The sequence below is a fragment of the Cupriavidus sp. F041 genome (assembly GCF_057814235.1).
Genome location: NZ_JBVASY010000002.1, coordinates 122,552 through 143,637, shown reverse-complemented (window position 1 = coordinate 143,637; position 21,086 = coordinate 122,552). Strand labels below are relative to the sequence as shown.

Annotated in this window: 23 protein-coding genes; 19 read left to right on the top strand and 4 right to left on the bottom strand. The window is 64.9% G+C overall.

The window, feature by feature from the left end; genetic code table 11:
* Positions 1-5: 5 nt before the first annotated feature.
* Positions 6-989 (top strand): Bug family tripartite tricarboxylate transporter substrate binding protein, encoded by a 984-nt coding sequence (locus ACZY0R_RS17695; RefSeq protein ID WP_488859990.1) that lies wholly within the window; start codon positions 6-8, stop codon positions 987-989.
* A gap of 34 nt (positions 990-1,023) precedes the next feature.
* On the opposite strand, the gene ACZY0R_RS17690 is transcribed toward ACZY0R_RS17695, so the two are convergent.
* Complete coding sequence (locus ACZY0R_RS17690; protein WP_488859988.1) at positions 1,024-1,956, bottom strand: LysR family transcriptional regulator; 933 nt, start codon at positions 1,954-1,956, stop codon at positions 1,024-1,026.
* Between the two features lie 183 nt (positions 1,957-2,139).
* On the opposite strand from ACZY0R_RS17690, the gene ACZY0R_RS17685 reads away from it, so the two are divergent.
* The 9 genes from ACZY0R_RS17685 to ACZY0R_RS17645 all read left to right on the top strand — a co-directional run bounded on the left by ACZY0R_RS17685 (position 2,140) and on the right by ACZY0R_RS17645 (position 10,534).
* On the top strand, positions 2,140-2,853 hold the full coding sequence (locus ACZY0R_RS17685) for a succinate dehydrogenase/fumarate reductase iron-sulfur subunit (RefSeq protein WP_488859986.1): 714 nt from the start codon (positions 2,140-2,142) through the stop codon (positions 2,851-2,853).
* Positions 2,850-3,203 (top strand): succinate dehydrogenase, encoded by a 354-nt coding sequence (locus ACZY0R_RS17680; RefSeq protein ID WP_276286534.1) that lies wholly within the window; start codon positions 2,850-2,852, stop codon positions 3,201-3,203. The genes ACZY0R_RS17685 and ACZY0R_RS17680 overlap by 4 nt, the downstream gene beginning before the upstream one ends.
* Positions 3,200-3,553 carry a succinate dehydrogenase, cytochrome b556 subunit gene (sdhC, locus tag ACZY0R_RS17675; RefSeq protein WP_156177325.1) on the top strand — a complete coding sequence of 118 codons (354 nt, stop codon included), beginning with the start codon at positions 3,200-3,202 and terminating at the stop codon, positions 3,551-3,553. Before ACZY0R_RS17680 ends, sdhC begins: the two co-directional genes overlap by 4 nt.
* A gap of 64 nt (positions 3,554-3,617) precedes the next feature.
* Positions 3,618-4,613, top strand: coding sequence for a Bug family tripartite tricarboxylate transporter substrate binding protein (locus tag ACZY0R_RS17670; protein ID WP_488859984.1), 996 nt, complete (start codon positions 3,618-3,620; stop codon positions 4,611-4,613).
* 57 nt (positions 4,614-4,670) lie between these two features.
* Entirely contained in the window at positions 4,671-5,546 is an 876-nt protein-coding gene (locus ACZY0R_RS17665) for a fumarate hydratase (RefSeq protein ID WP_488859982.1), read from the top strand.
* A 2-nt stretch (positions 5,547-5,548) separates the two neighbouring features.
* On the top strand, positions 5,549-6,163 hold the full coding sequence (locus tag ACZY0R_RS17660; protein WP_488859980.1) for a fumarate hydratase C-terminal domain-containing protein: 615 nt from the start codon (positions 5,549-5,551) through the stop codon (positions 6,161-6,163).
* Positions 6,160-7,887 carry an L-aspartate oxidase gene (locus tag ACZY0R_RS17655; RefSeq protein ID WP_488859978.1) on the top strand — a complete coding sequence of 576 codons (1,728 nt, stop codon included), beginning with the start codon at positions 6,160-6,162 and terminating at the stop codon, positions 7,885-7,887. Before ACZY0R_RS17660 ends, ACZY0R_RS17655 begins: the two co-directional genes overlap by 4 nt.
* A 26-nt stretch (positions 7,888-7,913) precedes the next feature.
* Positions 7,914-8,900: a Bug family tripartite tricarboxylate transporter substrate binding protein gene (locus tag ACZY0R_RS17650; protein WP_488859976.1), complete on the top strand. Its 987-nt coding sequence runs from the start codon at positions 7,914-7,916 to the stop codon at positions 8,898-8,900.
* An 8-nt stretch (positions 8,901-8,908) separates the two neighbouring features.
* Positions 8,909-10,534 carry a thiamine pyrophosphate-binding protein gene (locus tag ACZY0R_RS17645; protein ID WP_488859974.1) on the top strand — a complete coding sequence of 542 codons (1,626 nt, stop codon included), beginning with the start codon at positions 8,909-8,911 and terminating at the stop codon, positions 10,532-10,534.
* 21 nt (positions 10,535-10,555) lie between these two features.
* Here the strand turns inward: ACZY0R_RS17645 and ACZY0R_RS17640 are convergent, their stop codons facing one another.
* Entirely contained in the window at positions 10,556-11,326 is a 771-nt protein-coding gene (locus tag ACZY0R_RS17640; protein ID WP_488859972.1) for a sulfite exporter TauE/SafE family protein, read from the bottom strand.
* Positions 11,327-11,851: 525 nt separating this feature from the next.
* Here ACZY0R_RS17640 and ACZY0R_RS17635 point away from each other — a divergent pair.
* The 9 genes from ACZY0R_RS17635 (at position 11,852) to ACZY0R_RS17595 (ending at position 18,781) form a co-directional block, all read left to right on the top strand.
* Positions 11,852-12,181, top strand: a complete 330-nt coding sequence (locus tag ACZY0R_RS17635) for an ArsR/SmtB family transcription factor (RefSeq protein ID WP_045241318.1) — start codon at positions 11,852-11,854, stop codon at positions 12,179-12,181.
* Positions 12,182-12,183: 2 nt separating this feature from the next.
* Complete coding sequence (locus tag ACZY0R_RS17630) at positions 12,184-12,672, top strand: ArsI/CadI family heavy metal resistance metalloenzyme (RefSeq protein ID WP_488859970.1); 489 nt, start codon at positions 12,184-12,186, stop codon at positions 12,670-12,672.
* A gap of 70 nt (positions 12,673-12,742) precedes the next feature.
* The gene (locus ACZY0R_RS17625; protein ID WP_488859968.1) at positions 12,743-13,255 is read left to right on the top strand and encodes an arsenate reductase ArsC; all 513 of its coding nucleotides are present in this window, start codon (positions 12,743-12,745) and stop codon (positions 13,253-13,255) included.
* On the top strand, positions 13,252-14,316 hold the full coding sequence (arsB, locus tag ACZY0R_RS17620) for an ACR3 family arsenite efflux transporter (RefSeq protein ID WP_488859966.1): 1,065 nt from the start codon (positions 13,252-13,254) through the stop codon (positions 14,314-14,316). Before ACZY0R_RS17625 ends, arsB begins: the two co-directional genes overlap by 4 nt.
* 9 nt (positions 14,317-14,325) lie before the next feature.
* Positions 14,326-14,748 (top strand): arsenate reductase (glutaredoxin), encoded by a 423-nt coding sequence (gene arsC / locus ACZY0R_RS17615; protein WP_488859964.1) that lies wholly within the window; start codon positions 14,326-14,328, stop codon positions 14,746-14,748.
* Positions 14,745-15,509, top strand: coding sequence for an arsenical resistance protein ArsH (gene arsH / locus ACZY0R_RS17610; RefSeq protein ID WP_488859962.1), 765 nt, complete (start codon positions 14,745-14,747; stop codon positions 15,507-15,509). The genes arsC and arsH overlap by 4 nt, the downstream gene beginning before the upstream one ends.
* 12 nt (positions 15,510-15,521) lie before the next feature.
* Positions 15,522-16,709, top strand: a complete 1,188-nt coding sequence (locus ACZY0R_RS17605; protein WP_488859960.1) for an MFS transporter — start codon at positions 15,522-15,524, stop codon at positions 16,707-16,709.
* 259 nt (positions 16,710-16,968) lie between these two features.
* Complete coding sequence (locus ACZY0R_RS17600; RefSeq protein ID WP_488857125.1) at positions 16,969-17,148, top strand: hypothetical protein; 180 nt, start codon at positions 16,969-16,971, stop codon at positions 17,146-17,148.
* Between the two features lie 13 nt (positions 17,149-17,161).
* Positions 17,162-18,781 (top strand): IS66 family transposase, encoded by a 1,620-nt coding sequence (locus ACZY0R_RS17595; RefSeq protein WP_488858764.1) that lies wholly within the window; start codon positions 17,162-17,164, stop codon positions 18,779-18,781.
* Between the two features lie 125 nt (positions 18,782-18,906).
* Here ACZY0R_RS17595 and ACZY0R_RS17590 read toward each other — a convergent pair whose 3' ends face one another.
* Positions 18,907-19,452 carry a single-stranded DNA-binding protein gene (locus ACZY0R_RS17590; protein WP_488859958.1) on the bottom strand — a complete coding sequence of 182 codons (546 nt, stop codon included), beginning with the start codon at positions 19,450-19,452 and terminating at the stop codon, positions 18,907-18,909.
* Positions 19,453-19,644: 192 nt separating this feature from the next.
* Positions 19,645-20,901: an MFS transporter gene (locus tag ACZY0R_RS17585; RefSeq protein ID WP_488859956.1), complete on the bottom strand. Its 1,257-nt coding sequence runs from the start codon at positions 20,899-20,901 to the stop codon at positions 19,645-19,647.
* Positions 20,902-21,086: the final 185 nt, after the last annotated feature.

The following is a 21,086-nucleotide window of genomic DNA, read 5'->3' as shown; positions in this document are numbered from 1 at the left end:
ACACCATGCACTGCACCTTCCTCCGGCGCATCGCCGGCCCGTCGCTGCTGTTGCTCACGCTGCTCGCCGGACCGGCCGCAGCCAGCAGCACACCTGCAGCCTTCCCGGCCAAGCCGGTCCGCTATGTCGTTCCGTTTGCCGCCGGAGGCCTCACCGATATCTCGGCACGGCAGGTTGGCCAGTACCTGGCCGAGGAATGGAAGCAGCCGGTAGTGGTGGAGAACAAGCCCGGCGGCAATGCGAATATCGGTGCGGAGCAGGTGGCCCGCGCCAGCGCGGACGGCTACACGTGGCTGGCGGTGACGCTGGCGCATTCGTCCAACGTGACGCTGTTTCCCCGCCTGCCATTCAATATGCAGAAGGACCTGGTGCCGGTGGCGCGCATCGCCTCGTCGCCGATGATGGTGGTAGTGCCGGCCAGCTCGCCGATCAAGTCGCTGAAGGATCTGGCGGAAGCGGCGCGCAAGGGCCGCCTGACCGCCGGCTCCAGCGGCAACGGCACGCCGCCGCACCTGGCGCTTGCACTGTTCGAGCGGATCACCAAGACCACCATCACCCATGTGCCCTACAAGGGCGGCACGCCGTCCATGACCGACCTGATCGGCGGCCAGATCGACGTGGTGTTCTCCAACTTCCCGGAATCGCTGCAGAACGTCAAAGGTGGCAAGCTGCGCGCCCTGGCGGTGACGACGCGCGAGCGCCATCCGCTGATGCCGGATGTGCCGACGGTGGCCGAGGCCGGTTTTCCCGATCTCATCGTGGAGAACTGGACCGGCCTGATGATGCCCGCCGGCACGCCGCAGGCCGTGATCGACAAAGTCGGCAGCTCGGTGACCAGCATGCTGGAGACGAAGAGCGTGCGCGAGCGCATCATCGCCGGCGGCTTCACGCCGGCGCCGATGGCAAGCGCCGCGTTCACCACCTACTTCAATGGCGAAGTGGCGCGCTGGGCCAAGCTGATCAAGGAACAGGACATCCACGCCGACTGAGAGAGGCGGCGCTGCCGCCTTGGTCCCTCGGTCCTCAAGGGGCTGCACGCTGATCGCGTGCGGCCTCCGGCTGCCTGCCGCCGCGAATCGCACCGCTTTGCCGGAAGTATCCCTTGATGACATCCGTAAATGCCAGGCGCGCATGCGTCGAGCGTTCGAGCAGACCGACGCGGCGCCGCACGTCGACGCCGTCGAGCGGTACCAGGCGCAACAGGCTGTCGCCCTCCCAGATGACGTTGGCCAGTTGCGGCACGATCGAAATGCCGAACCCCTGCCGCACCAGTTCGATGATCGCCTCGTTCGAATTCAGCTGCATGCTCTCGTTCACGGTCACGCCGCACTGGTCCAGCACCTCCTGCACCAGGTTGCCGGTCCAGGTGCCCGGCTCGAAGCGGATGAACGGCGCTTCGGCCAGCATCTCGCGGCTATCGTCGGGCAGGAAGAAGTGCGGATGGCGCGGCACGATCAGCACCATCGGCTCGGTATATAGCTCGGTCCACACCAGGTTGCGCGGCAGCGGGCGCGGCGAGCGCGTGACCACCGCGGCATCCAGTTCGCCGTGTTCCACCTTGAGCGCGAAATCGGCCGAGAGGCCGGCGAAGAGCCGCACGTCCAGGCGCGGATGCTCCTGCTTGATCGCCCACAAGGCATCGGCGAACGCGCCCATCAGCACCGACACCAGAGCACCGATCGCCACTGTTCCGGAGAGGCCATCCTCTTGTCCGGAGGCCAGTGCTTCATATCGCTGCACCAGCGCTTCGAGTTCCGGCACCAGCGCGCGGCCGGCGGGATTGAGAATCGCCGCGCGCGCATTGCGGTCGAACAGCTGGCAGTTCAGGTCTTCCTCCAGCGCACGGATCTGTAATCCGACCGCGGCGGGCGTCAGGCCGATCTGCTTGCCAGCCGCCGCGAACGTCCCGCACCGGGCCACGGCCAGGAAGGTCTTGAGGGTGCGGATGGAAGACATTGCGGCTCCGGGATGGCGGTGCGGGGAAAGCGGCGGTGCAGAGAAAGAATTCCTTTATCTGGACCAGAGAATTACTAGCTTTTTGCTCGCCATGCAATCCGGAACAATACGAACGGACCGCCCGCATCGACAAGCGCCGCGGACAGCTCGGCGGCGCACCGAAACCCTCCCCCAATCGACCCCATGACTACTCTCAACGTTCGTGTATGGCGCGGCAATGAAGACGGCGAATTCGTCTCCTACCAGGTGCCGCGCAACGCCAGCCAGACGGTACTCGACGTGGTGACCTACATCCAGCGTCACCTCGAGCCGGACCTCGGCTACCGCTTCGCCTGCCGCGTCGGCATGTGCGGCTCATGCGCCATGACCGTCAACGGCAAGGCGCGCTGGAGTTGCCGCACGCACGTCGCCAAGGTCGTGCAGGGCGACGCGCTGGAAATCGCCCCGCTCTCGAACCTGCCTGTCATCAAGGACCTCGCCACCGACATGACGGCCTTCTTCGACAAGTGGGCAGCGGCCAAAGGACAGTTCAAGGGTGCCACCACGCGCCACGACGCATTCGCCAGCGTCGAGCCCGCCTCCCCCGCGCGCAAGGCCGCCGATGCCGGCATCGAGTGCATCGGCTGCGGCGTCTGCTACGCCTCTTGCGATGTGGTCAGCTGGCGCCCCGATTATCTCGGCCCGGCCGCGATGAACCGCGCGTGGACGCTGGTCAACGATGTGCGCGACGTGGCGGGCACCGAACGCCTGCGCGCCGTTGCCGGCGACGCCGGATGCCACAGCTGCCATACGCAGGGCTCCTGCACCGAGCGTTGCCCCAAGCAACTGGCGCCGACGGCGGGCATCGCCGGACTCAAGCGCATTGTCGCCAAGGCCGCCATCAAGGGGGAGCTATGAACAAAGCGATTTCGGTCGGTACCCAGGCCAGGCTCTGGTACTGGCAGCGTCTGAGCGCCATGGTGCTGGCGCTGTGCGTGGTGGGACACCTCATCGTCATCATGGTCGCCGTGCGCGGCGGGCTCTCCGGGGCGGAAGTGCTGGCGCGCACGCGTGGCAACTGGGCCTTCGGCGCCTTCTACGCCTGCTTCGTGCTCGCCTGCACCGTGCACGTGCCGATCGGCTTGATGCGGATCGCCGAGGAATGGCTGGCATGGCGTTCGCGCGGCGTGGTGACGGCTGCATGGCTGTTTGCCGCAGTGCTGGGCCTGGCTGGCCTGCGCGCCGTCTACGCGGTGGTGATGCCATGAAGAGAAACGACATGCGCGCCCGCAACCATGCCGCCTACTGGGCCTTCCTGATCCACCGGCTTTCCGGCCTCGCGCTGGCGCTGTTCCTGCCGGTGCATTTCTGGGCGCTGGGCCATGCCATCCAGGGCGAGGCGGCGCTCGACGGCTTCCTGAAACTCACCGACAACCCGCTGTTCAAGACAGGTGAGTGGGGGCTGGTGATCCTGCTCTCGCTGCACATGATGGGCGGCGTGCGGCTCTTGCTGATCGAGTTCCGGCCGTGGACGGGCCTGCGCAAGGACTGGGTCGCGTTCAGTCTCGGTGCGGGCCTTTGCGCGGGCCTGGCATTCATGCTCTCGCTGTTTTCGTAGGCCAACAACCATGAGCGCCGCCGGCTGAAGCGTCGCCATGCCCACAACCCCAAAGGAGACCACCATGACGCTTTCCCCGAAGTCCACGATCCGCCGGCGCTGCCTTGCGCTCTGCCTCGGCGCCGCCGCAGTGGTTGCGGCCGGCAATGCGCGGGCGGATGCATGGCCGACCCGCCCGGTCACGATGATCGTGCCGTTCGCCGCAGGCGGCAGCACCGATGTGCTCGGCCGCGTGATCGGGCAGAAGCTGAGTGAGATGTGGAAGCAGACCGTGGTGGTCGAGAACCGTCTGGGCGCGGGCGGTGCCGTTGGCGCGCAGGTCACGGCCAAGGCGGCGGCCGACGGCTATACGATGATGCTGGCCTCGGGCAGCATGTTCACGGTCAACCCGTTTATCTACCAGCGGCTGCCCTACAGCGCCAAGGACTTCACCTTCATCACCAACGTGGCCAGCGGCCCGATGCTGGTCGTCGTCAATCCCGGTGTGCCGGCCAGGAACCTGAAGGAACTGATCAGCCTGGCGAAGTCCCAGCCGGGCAAGCTCAACTTCGGCTCCGCCGGCACCGGCAGCCAGGTGCACATGGCGGGCGAGGCCTTCGCCGACGCCGCCGGGATCAACATCACGCATGTGCCCTACAAGGGCGAATCGCTGGCCTACAACGACCTGATGGCGGGGCAGCTCCAGCTGATGGTCGGCAATATCGCCGCAGCCTCGCAGTTCGTGAAGGGCGGCAAGCTGCGCGCGCTCGCGGTCACCGGCAACGAGCGCTCGCCCATGCTGCCCGACGTACCGACCGTCGCGGAAGCCGGCCTCACGGGCATGGAGAACGTGACGGGCTGGTTCGGCTTCGTGATGCCGGCGGGCACGCCACCCGATATCGTCAGCAAGGTGCAGCAGGACACGGTCAAGGTGCTGGCGGACCCGGACACCCAGGCACGGTTGCTCGCGCAGGGCATGAAGCCGGTCGGCAACACGCCCCAGCAACTGAGCACAGCCATCGCCACGGAATCGCAGAGATGGGAAAAGATCGTCAAGAACCGCAACCTGACGGCCAACTGAGCGCCAACTGAGCGCGCCCCGGCCCATCCAGGCCGAGGCCGAGCATCGAGGACAAGCATGAAGATAAATCTCACCCTCCTGGAAGACGCGGCCAGGGAACTGTATATCCGCGCGCTGAAGATACTGCCGCCCGACGTCAAGAACGGCATCGCGCAACTGCAGGAACACGAAACCTCCGCCACGGCGCGCAGCGTGCTGGCCACCATGAGCAAGAACATCCGCATCGCGGAGGACACCAACAACCTGCTGTGCCAGGACACCGGCGTGCCGATCTACAACATGACGATCGGCACCGGCGTCGCAGTCGACGGACACGCCTTCAAGCAGGCCATCCGGCGCGGCTGCGAGCGCGCCACGCGCGAGCACCCGCTGCGTTCTTCCGTGGTGCATCCGCTGACCCGCAAGAACAACCACACTTCCTGCGGCATCGAGGTGCCGGTGATCCATATCGACTTCGACGACACGCCGGGGCGCATGACGCTGGAGATGGTGCCCAAGGGCAGCGGCTCGGAGAACAACTCCTTCCTCAAGATGGCGATTCCCGCCGAAGGCATGGATGCCATTAAGACCTTCGTCATCGACAGCGTGATCGCCGCGGGCGGCAAGACCTGCCCGCCGACCATCGTCGGCGTGGGCCTCGGCGGTACCTCGGACCTGTGCGTGGCGCTGGCCAAGCGGGCAGCCACGCGCGCGCTCGGCACGCAATGCGCCGATCCCGACGGCGCGGCGCTGGAAGCGGATCTGTCGCGGGCAGTGAACCGGCTCGGTGTCGGCCCGCAAGGCCTGGGCGGCGATGCGACTGCCTTCGCAGTGCATATCGAGCTTGCCTCGACGCATATCACGATGAACCCCATTGCCGTCAACATGCAGTGCCATTCCGCGCGGCGCGCTTGCGCCACCTTCACCGCTGACGGCATCAGCTACGGATTCTGACCATGGCGCACTACGAACTCTCCACGCCCGTGACGGAGGCACAGATCCGTCAGCTGCGCGTCAACGACACCGTGACCTTGCAGCAAACCCTGTTCGGCATCCGCGACGCCACGCAGATCCATATGTTCGACCGCGGCCGCGCGACGCGTTTCGATCTCGGCGGCCACGCGGTCATCCATACCGCGCCCAATGTGCGCAAAGTGCCGGCCAGCGCCGAGCATCCCGCCGGCTACCAGCCGATCTGCATCGGCACCACCACCTCCGACCGCATGGAGCGCTTCACCCGCCCGCTGATGACGCAGAACGGCGTACGCATGATCGTCGGCAAGGGCGGCATGCGCGAAGGCTCGCAGTTGGCATTCCAGGCACTGGGCGGCGTCTACCTGGCGATCATCGGTGGCACGGCGGCGCTGGAAACCACCTGGATCGAACAGATCGAGGACGTGGATCTCGACGACCTCAACCCCGAATCGCTGTGGCGCTTCCGCATCCGCGATTTCGGCCCGCTGCTGGTGGCCATGGACAGCCACGGCAACAGTCTCTACACCGCCGTCAAACAGAACACCGCCGACCAGCGCGCTGCCGTGCTGGCCAGCCTGGGAGTGGCAAAACCATGAAGACCATCAAGCGACTGCAGACCGACGTGCTGATCCTCGGCTCCGGCGGCGCCGGGCTGTTCGCCGCGCTGCACGCGCACCAGCAAGCGCCGGAGTTGTCGATCACCGTGGCCGTGAAGGGCCTGCTGGGCAAATGCGGCTGCACCCGCATGGTCCAGGGCGGCTACAACGTGGCGCTGGCGCAGGGCGATTCGGTCGAGCGCCATTTCATGGACACCGTGGAAGGCAGCAAGTGGCTGTCAGACCAGGACCTGGCGTGGACGCTGGTCACCAAGGCGGTCGAGCGCATCCACGAACTCGAGAACGAGCTGGGGTGTTTCTTCGACCGCAACCCGGACGGCACGGTCCACCAGAAGGCCTTCGCCGGGCAGACCTTCGACCGCACCGTGCACAAGGGCGATCTGACCGGCATCGAGATCATCAACCGCCTGGCCGAGCAGGTCTGGAGCCGCGGCATCAACCGGCTGGAAGAACACCGTGCCGTCGAACTGATCAAGACGCCGGACGGCAAGTCGTTGTCCGGCGTGCTGATGATCGACATGCGCAGCGGCGAATTCGTGTTCGTGCAGGCCAAGGCCGTGCTGCTGGCCACGGGCGGCGGGCCGACCATGTACAAGTTCCACACGCCCTCGGGAGACAAGAGCTGCGACGGCCTGGCGATGGCGCTGCGCGCCGGCCTGCCCCTGCGCGATATGGAGATGGTGCAGTTCCACCCCACCGGGCTGCTGGCGGGCAAGGACACGCGCATGACGGGCACCGTGCTGGAAGAGGGCTTGCGCGGCGCCGGCGGCTACCTGCTCAACGGCGACAAAGAGCGCTTCATGCACAACTACGATCCGCGCGGCGAACGCGCCACGCGCGACATCGTGTCGCGCGGGATCTATGCGGAGATGCGGGCGGGCCGGACGTCGCCCAATGGCGGCGTGTATATCCAGATGGGCCACCTCGGGCCCGACAAGGTGCGCAAGCAGTTCAAGGGCATGGTCGAGCGCTGCGGGGACTGCGGCTTCGACCTTGCCGGCGATCTCGTCGAGGTGGTGCCAACCGCGCACTACATGATGGGCGGCGTGCAGTTCCGCCCCGACTGCAGCACCGAGCTGCACGGCCTCTTTGCCGCCGGCGAAGACACGGGCGGCGTGCATGGCGCGAACCGCCTGGGTGGCAACGGCGTCGCCAACTCGACCGTGTTCGGCGGCATCGCCGGCGACACCATGGCCGCCTGGACGCGGCGCAACAACACGCTGCGCGCGCCCGATGAAGCCGCGATCGCAGCCGCCATCGCCGCCATGGAAGCGCCATTCGGCAAGCCCGCTGGCGGCCTGGAACCGATCCGCGAGGCGCTGTTCGACTGCATGTGGGATCACGTCGGCATCATGCGCACGCGCGACGGCTTGCTGCGGGCTCGTCAACGCCTGGCGGAACTGGGACAGGCGCTGAAGGCAACCGGCGTCGCCGACGGTCATCGCGCTTTCAATGTCACGTGGCACGACTGGATGAACCTCGGCAGCCTGATCGGCGTAAGCCAGGTCATCGTGGAAGCCGCCCTGTCCCGCGAGGATTCGCGCGGTGCGCATTTCCGCGAGGATTTCCCGGCCACCGGCGACCTGCTCGGGTCCAGCTTCACCGTGGTGCGCCAGCGCGGCGGCATGCTGCAGCTGACCCGCTCTCCCGTGCAATTTACCCGCGTCGCTCCGGGGCAGACGATCCTGGAGGAGGCGGCCTGATGTAGTGCGTAGGTGGAGGAGACTCAATGAACAAGAAGAAGACACTGCGCGCGGCGGCGCTCGCCGTTATGCTGCTCTGCGTTGGCAGCCTTGCGTCGGCCAAAAGCGCCCCAGCGCGGCCGATTACCGTTGTGGTGCCTTACAGCGCGGGCGGAGATGCGGACCTCTCAGCGCGCAACCTCTCCGCCGGGGTAAGGAACGTGACTGGCGACACCCTGGTGGTCGTCAACAAGGCCGGGGCCGGCGGCGCCATCGGCTCGCAGTTCGTGCGCGACGCGAAGCCGAACGGACAGACGCTGCTGCTCGGCCGCGTCGGCGCGCAGGCGATCCTGCCGGCGCTGCAGCCCGACCTGGGCTACAAGTGGAATGACTTCACGCTGCTCGGGCTGCTGGAATTGAACCCGGTGGTCTGCGTGGTCAGAACGGCAGCCGCCTACAAGACGCTGGACGACCTGCTCGCCGTCATCCGCAGCCAGCCCGGCAAGCTGAACTACAGCACCTCCGGCCCTGGCACGGTGCTGAACCTGACATCCCAGGCCTTGCTGCAATCGGCGCGGCTCGACAAACAGGCGGTGGTGCAGGTTGCCTACAAGGGCGGTGGCGAGGCTACTGCGGCGGTACTCTCCGGCGAGGTCGATTTCACCTGCAACAACCTGACCGCATTGATCGGTAATATCAAGGGCGGAAAACTGCGCGCGCTGGTGACCACCTCGCCGCAGCGCCTGCCGGACCTGCCCGACGTACCGACCGCGAGCGAGACCGGCCATCCCCGGCTGGAGGCGCTCAATGGCTGGAGCGCGATGTACGGCCCGCCGGGCATGGACCCCGCCCTGGTGGAACGATGGGCCGCGGTGCTACCGAAAGTCGCGAGCGATCCGCAGTGGAAAACCGGGGTCCTCACCATTGCCTCGATCCCCATGATCCTGTCGCCGTCCGAGACGCACAAGTTTGTCGAAGCCCAGGTGGCGATGTACGAACAACTGGGCAAGTCCCTCAACATCCAGCTCAAATAGGAACTCCCATGGCGAAGTCCCATCGCGGCGCCGATGCGCTGGCCGGCACGCTGGCCAAGACCGGCGCCAGGCGCATATTCACCCTGTCGGGCAATCACATCATGCCGGTGTTCGATGCCTGCCTCGACGCGGAAATCGCGTTGATCCACACGCGCCATGAAGCCGCCACCGTGCACATGGCCGATGCCTGGTCGCGCATCACGGGCGAAGTCGGCGTGGCAATGGTCACCGGCGGACCCGGCCACGCCAACGCGGTATCCGCGCTCTATACCGCGCAGATGTCGGAGTCGCCGCTGGTCCTGCTGTCTGGCCATGCGCCAAACAGCCTGCGCGGTTTTGGGGCCTTCCAGGAAATGCGGCAGGCCGAGATGGCCGCACCCGTCACCAAGGCATCGTGGGCCTGCGCCAGTGCGGACACCGTTGCTGCCGATATCGCGCTGGCCATGCGCATCGCGGCATCCGGGCGGCCCGGCCCGGTGCACCTCAGCCTGCCCACCGATGCGCTGGAAAATGCCGTGACGCATGCCGGCGAGCCGGCCTCGATCGCTACGCCGCAGGAAGCGCCCGCGCTCGATGCGCAGACGACCTCCGACGTACTGGCTTCACTGGCGGCGGCAAAGCGCCCGCTGATCCTCGCCGGTCCCGCGTGGCTCACGGCGCGCGGGCGCAGCGGCATGGCGGAACTGGAAGCGCGCACCGGCATTCCCGTCGTCGGCATGGAAAGCCCCCGTGGCAACAACGATCCGAGCCTCGGCGCTTTCGCGCAGATGCTGGCGCAGGCCGACTGCATATTGCTGCTGGGCAAGCGCCTCGACTTCACGCTGAAGTTTGGCCAGTCTCCCGCCTTCGCGGCCGGCTGCAACTTCCTGCAGGTCGATGCGGACGATGCCGAGTTGGAGCGAAGCCGCCGTGCGGCCGGCGCCCGCTTGCTGCTCGCACGGCGCGCGGATGTCGGCAGCGCCTTCGCGCAACTGATCGCCTGCGCGGCCGGGCGGGAGCAGCATCACGCATGGCTCGAGGATGTGAAGGCTGCAATCCGCCATCGTCCCGAATCATGGAAGACCGCATCGTCGACGCACGCGCTGCACCCGGTCCAGGTGTGCAGTCCCCTGCAGCCGATCCTGGACAGCCACCCGGAGGCGGTGCTGGTCTCCGACGGCGGCGAATTCGGGCAGTGGGCGCAAGCCTGCCTGCAAGCGCCGCACCGCGTCATCAACGGTCCGGCGGGCGCCATCGGCAGCGCCCTGCCGATGGCGCTGGCGGCGCGGCTGGCCAAGCCGGACGCGCCGGTCATCGCCATGATGGGCGACGGCACCACGGGCTTTCATATCGCCGAGTTCGACACGGCGGTACGCTACGGGCTGCCCTTCGTCGCCGTGGTTGGCAACGACGCGCGCTGGAATGCGGAGTACCAGATCCAGCTCAACAGCTACGGCAAGGACAGGCTGGTGGGATGCGAACTGCTGCCCACGCGATACGATCAGGTCTGCGCGGCATTTGGCGGACATGGTGAATTCGTGCAGGCGCCGGAGCAGTTGTTGCCAGCCGTGCAGCGCGCCATCGCGTCGGGCCGACCGGCCTGCGTCAATGTGCAGATGGAAGGCGTGCCCGCGCCGGTGGTGGCACGCAACTGAGAGGCGCAGCGCGCCGGTGCCCTATCCCAGCGCGCTGCGATAAACCAGGCCGAGCCCCGCAGCGATCAGGATCGTCCATACCAAGCGGATGACTTTCGCCGGCGCGATGCGCCGGTGCAGCCAGCCGCCCGCGAAGTAGCCGGCAATGGCGCACGGCATCAGCAGCGCCGCCAGCGTGAAGATGGCGGCATTGGCGTACAGCCCCGCTAGCGCAAACAGTATCAGCCGCCCGAACGCCGTCAGCACGATCAGCGTGCTGGTGGTGGCCCGCAACTGCGCGGCGTCTCGCAAGCGCCCTGCCAGGTAGATCGTGTAGAGCGGGCCGCCAGTGCCGAACATCGCGGTCAGCATGCCGCCCACTACGCCGAATGGCACCGACAGCCGCGTATCCAGTTCGCTGAAGCCGCGTTTGAACAGCAGGTTCCACGCGGAATACAGCAGCACGAACGAGCCGAGCAACAGCAGCAGCGGACGCTCCGGCGCGAACATCAGCAGCGCCAGGCCTGCAACCATGCCAATCACGACGCTCGGCAGCAGCCGCCGCAACTCACCCACATGCACATGGCTGCGGCTGCGCATGCCCAGCAGGGTCCCCGCGACAAGATCGAAGAACAGGATCATCGGCACCGCCGTGCGCAGCGGGACGATCTGTGTGAGCAGCGGCATCGCCATGATGGAAGAACCGAACCCTGTCAGCCCGAAGATCGTATAGGCCCACAGCACGATGGGCGCCAGGCAGGCGAGTTCAAGGGGCGTGAGCTGCGTCTGCGAAAGGACGGATTCGATCAGCAAAATGAGAGGGTGCGTGAACGATGCGGGGGCGGTCCCATCATAGTAGGCAGCGTCGCCCCAAGTCAACTAACTCATATATATGATTTGTGGAATCAGGAGGCAGTCATGAGATGCCTGTGGCCACAAGGTTGCCAAGGATTCGAGGGCGAGCACGGAATGCGGTGAGCGGGAGCGCAGCCCCCCCTTCGAGCTCAAGTGACACGCCTTCGCCCCGCCGTGGCCAAGGCGTGTCACATCGTGGCAATCCGCTCCCTGATGTCGCTCAGTTCCGGGCTGCCATCGGCATTTTCGGCATGGCACATTCCAAGTGCCAACGAATGAACTGGGTGACGACCTGCAGGCGCTGCGCTACGGTAGTTGGCGAGTCGACGAGCTTGCGCATGCCGCACGGTCACCACATGGAGTCGGGTGTGCATAGATTTCCCCTCGGCCGAAGCGTCCGAATCACCATAGGTGGTGTCTGCGACTTTTCCGTGTCACGAACTGGCGATTGCAACAATTCCATAATTCGACTATAGTCGAATTATGGAAACCGATAACGCCCTCGAAGCGCTCTCCGCACTTGCTCACGCCATCCGTCTGGCCGTGTTCCGCCTACTCGTGCAGGCGGGGCCTGAAGGCCTGCCGGCGGGCCGCATTGCTGAATTGATGGAGATGCCAGCCTCGTCGCTGTCGTTCCACCTCAAGGAATTGCACCGGGCCGGCCTGTTGGCAAGCCGTCAGGAAGGCCGGTCGATCATCTACATGGCTCAGTTCGAGACCATGAATGCCTTGCTTGGCTACCTCACCGAGAACTGCTGCGGCGGCGCGCCGTGTTCGCCGGTGTCTTCCTGTTCCGTTGCCACGGAGTCCTGACCATGAAGCGCTTTCACGCCCACGTCAGCGTGGCCGATCTGCCCACAAGCATCCGCTACTACACCGCGCTGTTCGACGCGGAACCGACCGTCGTCAGGGACGACTATGCGAAGTGGGCGCTGGAAGACCCTCGCGTGAACTTCGCCATCTCCAATCGCACCGAGAAGCACGGCGTCGACCACCTGGGTATCCAGGTGGAGACGGACGCGGAACTTGCGGAGATGCAGACGCGGCTGGCTAATGCCGACCTGCCAATGCAATCGCAGGCCGCGACGAACTGCTGCTACGCGACCTCGAACAAGCATTGGTCTGTCGACCCGCAAGGCATCGCGTGGGAGTTCTTCCACACGCTCGGCAGTGCGCCAACGTATGGCGAATCGCATGATCGCAGCGCTGAAGCCGCCGCCTGTTGCGCGCCGGCCCAGTTGAACACCGCTCCGAAGCAACCTGCAAGGACCACCCGCTGCGCGCCGGAATCCGGCTGCTGCTGAGCTTTCGCTAACAAAGCCTCCGCTACCGATCCTCGGACGAGGAGGCCCCCTGCTCGCCCCAACGACCACTATGTCCGACAAGATCTTCAATGTCCTGGTGTTATGCACCGGCAACTCCGCCCGCAGCGTCATGGCCGAAGCACTGTTCAATGTGCTCGGCAAAGGCCGCTTCCACGCCTACAGTGCCGGCAGCCATCCGTCGGGCACGGTGAATCCCTTTGCCATCGAGCGCTGCCTGTCGATCGGCTACGACACTTCGGGCCTGCGCAGCAAGAGCTGGGACGAGTTTGCCGTACCCGGCGCGCCCAAGATGGACTTCGTCATTACCGTCTGCGACCAGGCCGCCGGCGAGGTCTGCCCGGTCTGGCCTGGCACGCCCATCACGGCGCATTGGGGCTTCATGGATCCCGCAGCCATTCAGGGCTCCGACGAAGAGAAGCGCAAGGTATTCGACCAGGTGTTCCGCCAGATCCTGAATCGCGTGCGCCAGTTCGTGAACCTGCCATTGCACGTGCTGGACCGCAATGCCATCCAGAAGGAGATGCGCGCCATCGGCGAACAACCCGTGGAGTCAGAGGAATGAGCACGGCGCAACGGACGGCCGGGGCAAGGCAACCCAGTGCCATCGGCTTCTTTGAGCGCTACCTGACCGTCTGGGTTGCGCTCTGTATCGTCGCCGGCATCCTGCTCGGCCAATGGCTGCCAGCGGTGTTCCATGCGATCGGAGCCATGGAAGTGGCGCAGGTGAACCTGCCGGTGGGCGTGCTGATCTGGATCATGATCATTCCCATGCTGATCAAGATCGACTTCGGCGCGATGGGCCAGGTCGCGGGCCACTGGCGCGGTATCGGCGTGACGCTCTTCGTGAACTGGCTCGTGAAGCCGTTCTCGATGGCATTGCTGGGGTGGATCTTCGTGCGCCACCTTTTCGCGGCATGGCTGCCGGCCGACCAGCTCGACAGCTACATAGCCGGCCTGATTCTGCTGGCTGCGGCGCCTTGTACCGCGATGGTTTTCGTCTGGTCGCAGCTCTGCAAGGGCGATCCATATTTCACTCTGTCGCAGGTGGCGCTCAACGACGCGATCATGGTCGTGGCCTTCGCGCCTGTCGTCGGCCTGCTGTTGGGCCTTTCGTCGATCACCGTGCCGTGGGATACGCTCATCGCCTCGGTCGGGCTCTACATCGTCATTCCGGTGCTGATCGCGCAGCTCATCCGCAAGGCGCTGCTGGCTCGCGGCGAAGCCACATACAGGCGCGTTGTCAGCGCATTGGGACCCTATTCGATCACAGCACTGCTCGCCACGCTCGTGCTGCTCTTCGGCTTCCAGGGCAATTCAATCGTCGAACAGCCCTTGATCATTCTGTTGCTGGCCGTGCCAATCCTGATCCAGGTACTGCTGAACTCCGGCCTGGCCTACCTGCTGAACCGCAAGCTCGGCGTAGCCCACTGCGTGGCTGGCCCATCGGCACTGATCGGCGCAAGCAACTTCTTCGAACTGGCCGTGGCTACCGCCATCAGCATCTTCGGCTTTCAATCCGGCGCGGCGCTCGCCACCGTCGTGGGCGTGCTGATCGAAGTACCCGTGATGCTCTTCGTTGTGGGCGTGGTCAACCGCTCGCAGCGCTGGTACGAATCGCATTGAGGAACCAACATGTCCGTCACCATCTATCACAACCCCGCGTGTGGCACGTCGCGCAACACTCTGGCCATGATCCGCAATGCGGGCATCGAGCCGATCGTCATCAAATACCTGAACACGCCACCGGACCGACAGACGTTGCAGGCGATGATCCGCGATGCTGGCCTTACCGTGCGCGAAGCTGTCCGCGAGAAGGGCACGCCCTACGCCGAACTGGGCCTCTCCGATCCGGCGCTGACCGATGACCAGTTGCTCGATGCCATGCTGGCCCATCCTATCCTGATCAACCGGCCCTTCGTCGTCACGGAGCTTGGCGTGCGGCTGTGCCGGCCGTCGGAAGTCGTGCTCGACATCTTGTCCTCGCCTCAGCAAGGCGCGTTCGCCAAGGAGGACGGTGAGGTCGTGATCGATGCGCAAGGACGGAATGTCCAATGAGCACGGACTTGCCCAACATCGTGTCCGCTGTGCTCGACACTCCGGACCTGCACAAGCTGGATCCCGCACGCATCAGCACCCATCCGCCCCGGATCCTGCTGCTCTACGGTTCGCTGCGCGAGACGTCGTACAGCCGCCTGCTCGTGCGGGAAGCCGAACGGATTCTGCAGCATTTTGGCGCGGAGACCCGCGTGTTCGACCCACATGGCCTGCCCATGGCGGACAGCGTGCCGGCGGATCATCCGATGGTGGTCGAACTGCGCAAGCTCTCGGAGTGGTCGGAGGGTCAGGTGTGGTGCAGTCCCGAACGCCACGGCACGCTAACTGCCGTCTTCAAGAACCAGATTGACTGGCTGCCGCTGGAGATGGGCGGGATTCGGCCCACACAGGGGCGTACGCTGGCGGTGATGCAGGTCTGCGGCGGCTCTCAGTCGTTCAACGCCGTCAACGCGCTGCGCGTGCTGGGGCGCTGGATGCGAATGGTGACGATCCCGAACCAGTCTTCTGTCGCCAAGGCGTACCAGGAATTCGACGCCAACGGCCGCATGAAACCGTCCTCCTATTACGACCGCCTGGTCGATGTCATGGAGGAACTCTACAAGTTCACGCTGTTGGTTCGCGATCGCAGCGACTACCTGACGGACCGGTACAGCGAGCGCAAGGAAGCAGCGCCAGCTATCGCCGCCACGCTCGCTGCGGCAGCAATGAGTCATGAGAAGGACGCTCAGGTCAGCGATACCGATAGCGGCGAAGTCGAATAATCAACGAACGGGATGGCCATGGCGCCAACAAGTAGTGTGATCGCCAGGCTGGGCATTGCCCAGACAATGGCATGGGGTTCAACCTACTATCTGCCAGCCATGCTGGCCACGCCCATGGCCCGGGATCTCGGCGTATCGCCGCCCACGATCTTCGCGGCATTCAGCGCGGCGCTCATCGTGTCGGCGTTGATCGGTCCTTCCACTGGGAGGATGATCGACCGCACCGGCGGACGCATGGTGTTAGCCGCTACCAGCGGCATTTTTGCTATTGGGCTGGCGGGACTTGGCATCGCCCATGGCGTCATGGGACTCTTCGCCGCCTGGCTCATACTCGGTATCGGCATGGGCGCAGGCCTCTACGAAGCTGCCTTCGCCACGCTCGTTGCGCTGTATGGCAATCGTTCGCGCGGCGCGATCACTGGCATCACCCTGATAGCGGGCTTCGCCAGCACCATTGGCTGGCCACTGTCGACGTTCATGGAATCGCACATCGGATGGCGCGGCGCCTGCCTTGCCTGGGCCGCCCTTCATGCGACCTTGGGACTGGCGCTCAATCTCAGCATGCCACGCAGTACGGTCGTTGGCGTATCACCCGTCAAAGCGGCTTCGTCACAACCTCTTGACGATGAGGCGCCGTCTCAGCGACTTGCCTCATTCGCGCTCGCCTTTGTTTTCGCCGCCACCTGGTTCATCAGTACGGCCATGGCGGCTCACCTGCCACGATTGCTTCAGGCCGGCGGTGCCACGCTGGCCACAGCAGTGATGGTTGGCGCCATGATCGGCCCCGCGCAGGTCGGCGCACGGATTCTCGAGTTTGGACTGCTGCGCAAGATTCATCCGCTGCTGTCTGCCCGCATCGCCGCCGCTCTTCACCCCCTCGGCGCCATTGCATTCGGCCTATTCGGCGCGCCCGCTGCTGCCCTGTTCGGCGTTTTGCATGGTGCGGGCAATGGCATTCTGACGATCGCCAAGGGCACGCTGCCGTTGGTGATTTTCGGCCCGAGCGGCTACGGCCATCGCCAGGGTGTTCTCATGGTCCCGGCGCGGATCGCCCAAGCGCTGGCGCCATGGCTTTTCGGCATTTGCCTTGACGCATTCGGCGTCGGGGCTCTGTGGCTGTCATCGGGGCTCGGCGTCGCAGCCGTTGTCATGCTGATGATGCTCGGCCAGGTCAAGCAGCCTCGTGCCAGCTTTTCGTGACCTGCCGCCCGAAAGTTTACAGAACGCCTTACTGACAAAGATCTTGTCCGCTTGCACTAACGGCATCTCGAATCTTTCCACACCCCCACCGGTAACTTCTCAATAAGCCGGGGCAAGGCCAGGTGGTGAGGCGTGGCCGGTGACTGGAATGTCGGCGTGGAAATATCGGCGCGAGCTTGCCGCAAGCCGCAACGCGTTCCACTTGTAAACGCTGGGTGGGGATGTTAACTTTCGCCGTCGCCATTCACGCTGCCCGATCATGACCACTTGCCAAAAATTCACGCCGCCGGACATCGCGCGAGAAGGATTGACGCCAAAAGAACTTGAGGTGTTGGCATGGGTTGAGGGATTGGTCGACATGGCCAATGGCTTGCAGCAGGAGACGGAGCAACTGGAACAGGAACTCGCCGAGTTGAGAAGAGCGGAAAAGCGCGCGTAGCCTGACTGCGGCCGTGAAGAAGAAACTTGTTGCGCCGTTCATTGCCGAGGCCGAACGCACGCCGGCGGTGCTGAAGGTGCTGGCCTGGGGTGAAGGTCTGGTGGAGCTCATCCATCGTCTGGTGGAGAACGCGGGGCACATGAAGGACGAAGTCGCGGTGCTCAAGGGAGAGAAGAAGCGCCCTACGTTCAAACCAAGCCGTATGCATGAGGAGGCCGGCAAAACCAGCGAGTCCAATCGGCAGCAGCAGGGCAAACCAGCCAGACGACGCGGTTCGCCCGCCAGGAGCAAGACGGGGCAGCTGAAGATCGATTGCGAGCAAGTCATCCAGCCGGCCGAGTCGATCCCGTCTGGCTCGCGGTTCAAGGGCTACCGGGATTTCGTGGTCCAGGACCTCGTGATGGGGACACACAATACGCGCTACCGGCTCGCACGCTGGCAGACCCCGGACTGTCAAACGCTGACCGGGCAACTGCCCAAGGCCGTTGCCGGCAGCCACTTTGGCGCGACACTGGTCAGTTACGTGCTGTACCAATATCACCACTGCCACGTGACGCAGCCGCTGCTGTGCGAGCAGTTGCGGGAATGGGGTATCGAGATCTCGTCCGGGCAGATGAATGCGCTGCTGCAGGAGGACAAGGGGCGATTCCACGAGGAAAAGGAGGATCTGCTGTCGACGGGGCTGGCGCTCTCGGCGTATGTGACGGTCGACGACACCGGCACGCGGCATCAGGGCCGCAACGGCTACGTCACCCACATCGGTAACGAACATTTCGCCTGGTTCAAAAGCACAAGCACGAAGAGCCGCATCAATTTCCTCGAACTGCTCGCGGCGGGACATGGCTACCAGGTCAACGACGAGGCCCTCTCCTCCATGAAAAAGCGTGGGCTCCCACAGGCGTTCGTTGATGGGCTGCGTCAGCATGAGTGCGCGAGCTTTGCCGACCAGAGTGCGTGGCTGTCTCACCTGGACAGCCTGGGCATGGACGTTACCCGCCACCGGAACATCGCCACCGAAGGGGCGTTACTGGGCAGCCTGAGGCGACGTGGCGTCGCCCAGGATCTGGCCATCATTAGCGATGATGCGGGACAGTTCAATGTGTTGATTCACGGCTTATGCTGGGTCCACGCCGAGCGTCTCGTGCACAAGCTGCTGCCGCTCAATGACCTACATCGCGAGGATATTGCCCGTGTGCGCGGCGATATCTGGTCGCTCTATGCGGATCTGAAGGAATACAAGCAGAATCCGACGATCCAGCGCAAAGCCGAACTGCAAAAACGCTTTGACGCAGTCTTCATCCAAAAGACCCGTTACGCGACGCTGGACCGTTTGCTCAGACGCCTTCACAAGAACAAGTCCGAGCTGCTCTTGGTGCTCGAACGCCCCGAGATCCCACTGCATACCAACGGCAGTGAACGCGACATTCGCGACCACGTGAAAAAGCAGAAGATCAGTGGCGGCACGCGCAGCGAACTCGGTCGCCAATGCCGTGACACCTTCTCGAGCTTGAAGAAGACCTGTCGAAAGCTGGGAATCTCGTTCTGGGAATACCTGGCCGACCGCATCTCACACACCAATCACATTCCCCTCCTTCCCCACATCCTCGGACAGCGCATCGCTCTCTCCACCTGAGCCGCGTGCCGCCGTTTGCCCCGCTTTATTGAGAAGCTACCCCCACCGCCCATAAGATGCTGATCCAAAAGAAAAAACCCCGCTTGTAAGCGGGGTTGATCTTTACATTTTTTTCTTACGGACCATTAGAAGGGAATATCGTCGTCCATATCCTCAAACCCGTTCGACGGCGCCTGCTGCGGACGGCGCGCAGCGCCACCCTGCTGGCCACCAGCCGCCTGGCCGCCACCGCTGCGCGCACCACCACCGTAGCCGCCACCGCCCGACGATTCACGGCCACCGCCGTAACCGCCACCGCCCATGTCGTCACCACCGCGGTCACCTCCGCCCATGCCCTGGCGCGAGCCCAGCATCTGCATTTGCTCAGCGACGATCTCGGTGCTGTACTTTTCAACGCCGGACTGGTCGGTCCACTTGCGGGTGCGGATGCGGCCTTCGATATAGACCTGCGAGCCCTTGCGCAGGTATTGGCCCGCGATCTCGGCCAGCTTGCCGAAGAAGGCGATGCGGTGCCACTCGGTGGCTTCCTTCATTTCGCCGCTGGTCTTGTCCTTGTAGCGGTCGGTGGTCGCCAGGCGGATGTTGCTCACGGCGTCGCCGCTGGGCAGGTAGCGGGTTTCGGGGTCCGCGCCCAGGTTGCCGACGAGGATGACTTTGTTGATCGATGCCATGTGAATGTTCTCCCAGGGCCACGCCCTCTGCTGCAAGCGGCGTGGCAATGCCTTGACTGATGCGTAAACGAATAACGCGCCCCCGGCCAAGAAGTCGGACGCGCGGTCATGCTAGTGCCTATTTGCGGCAAAAAGCTTTACGAAGTGATGCGGCCGACCCTTTCGGGCCGGTCGCCACGCTGGCCGCCAACTTCAGGCGGCGACGGCCGGGGAACTGCTCTTTCGGGCCGGCGGCGACTTCATGTTCCAGGCGATTATAAGCCAGAGCAGCAGTATCACGGCACAGCCGAGGAAGACCGCACCGCGGCCTTCGTGCTTGAGCAACCAGCCACCGACCGCACCGCCCAGGAACAGGCCCATCGCCTGCGTGGTGTTGTAAACGCCAAGTGCCGCCCCGCGCGCGGCGGCAGCATAGCGCGACACGAGCGAAGGCTGCATGGCTTCCAGCACGTTGAATGCCACGAAGAACAGCAGCAGCACGCCTACGATTCCCCACAAACCGTGCACGGCGGCGAACATCAATTGCACCGCGGTCATCAATCCAACCGCGCCGAGCAGCACCGGGCGCACCTTGCCGTAGCGCTCGGCGGCCATCATCGGCCCGAGCATCAGCACGAACGAGACCAGCACCACCGGCAGGTAGACCTTCCAGTGCTGATCCAGCGGCATGCCGGCGTCGCTGAGCATGGCCGGCACGACCATGAACATGGCCACCTGGGACGCGTGCAAGGCCAGCACGCCGACGTTCAGCCGGATCAGGTCCGCATTGAGCAGCACGGCGCGGAACGGCAGCCGCACGGGATGGGGCGGCGGCGGCGTGGGCACCAGGAACAGCGTCACCAGGATCGCGATCACGCCCAGCACCGACATCAGCGTGAAGATGCCCGGCATGCCGATGCTGTGCAGCAGCGGCGAGGCAATCACCAGCGACAGCGCGAAGGTCAGGCCGATGCTGCCTCCCACCATGGCCATGGCCTTGGTGCGGTGCTGCTCGCGGGTGAGATCTGCGATGCAGGCGGTAATGGCGGCGGAGATCGCGCCCATACCCTGCAGCGAACGGCCGAGGATGATGCCGGTGAGCGTGTCCGAGCCGGCCGCCACCAGGCCACCGGCGATGAACAGCAGCAGGCCCGCCACCATCACCGGCTTGCGGCCGACGCGGTCGGACAGCCAGCCCAGCGGAATGTGCAGAAAAGCTTGCATCAGGCCGTAGATGCCCATGGCCAGGCCCACGCGCTGGGCGTCGTGCCCGTCGGGCAGGCCGCTGGCGTATTCGGCGAAGACGGGCAGGATCAGGAACAGGCCCAGCATGCGCAGCGCAAAGATGCTGGCCAGCGAGATGCTGGCCCGCAGTTCCATACGGGTCATGCGGTCGCGCCCGGCAGCGGGCTGAACCTTGGAATCGTCGGCCTTGGCCGCATCTTGGGAGGAGCTATGGATCGACGACATTGCGATCGTGGGGAGTTTCTCTGACGGATTGCCGGCTCGTGCACCGCGCACGTACCGCATCACCCCAGTGCTGACGGGGCGGCGACAACTTCGATCCATGGCCGGAGCGGAAGTTGCGGCCCCGGAAGTTGCGGCCCCTTCTGTCACCGTTGCGCCGGGCGCCCGCCAAGACGGAAGCATCCTTG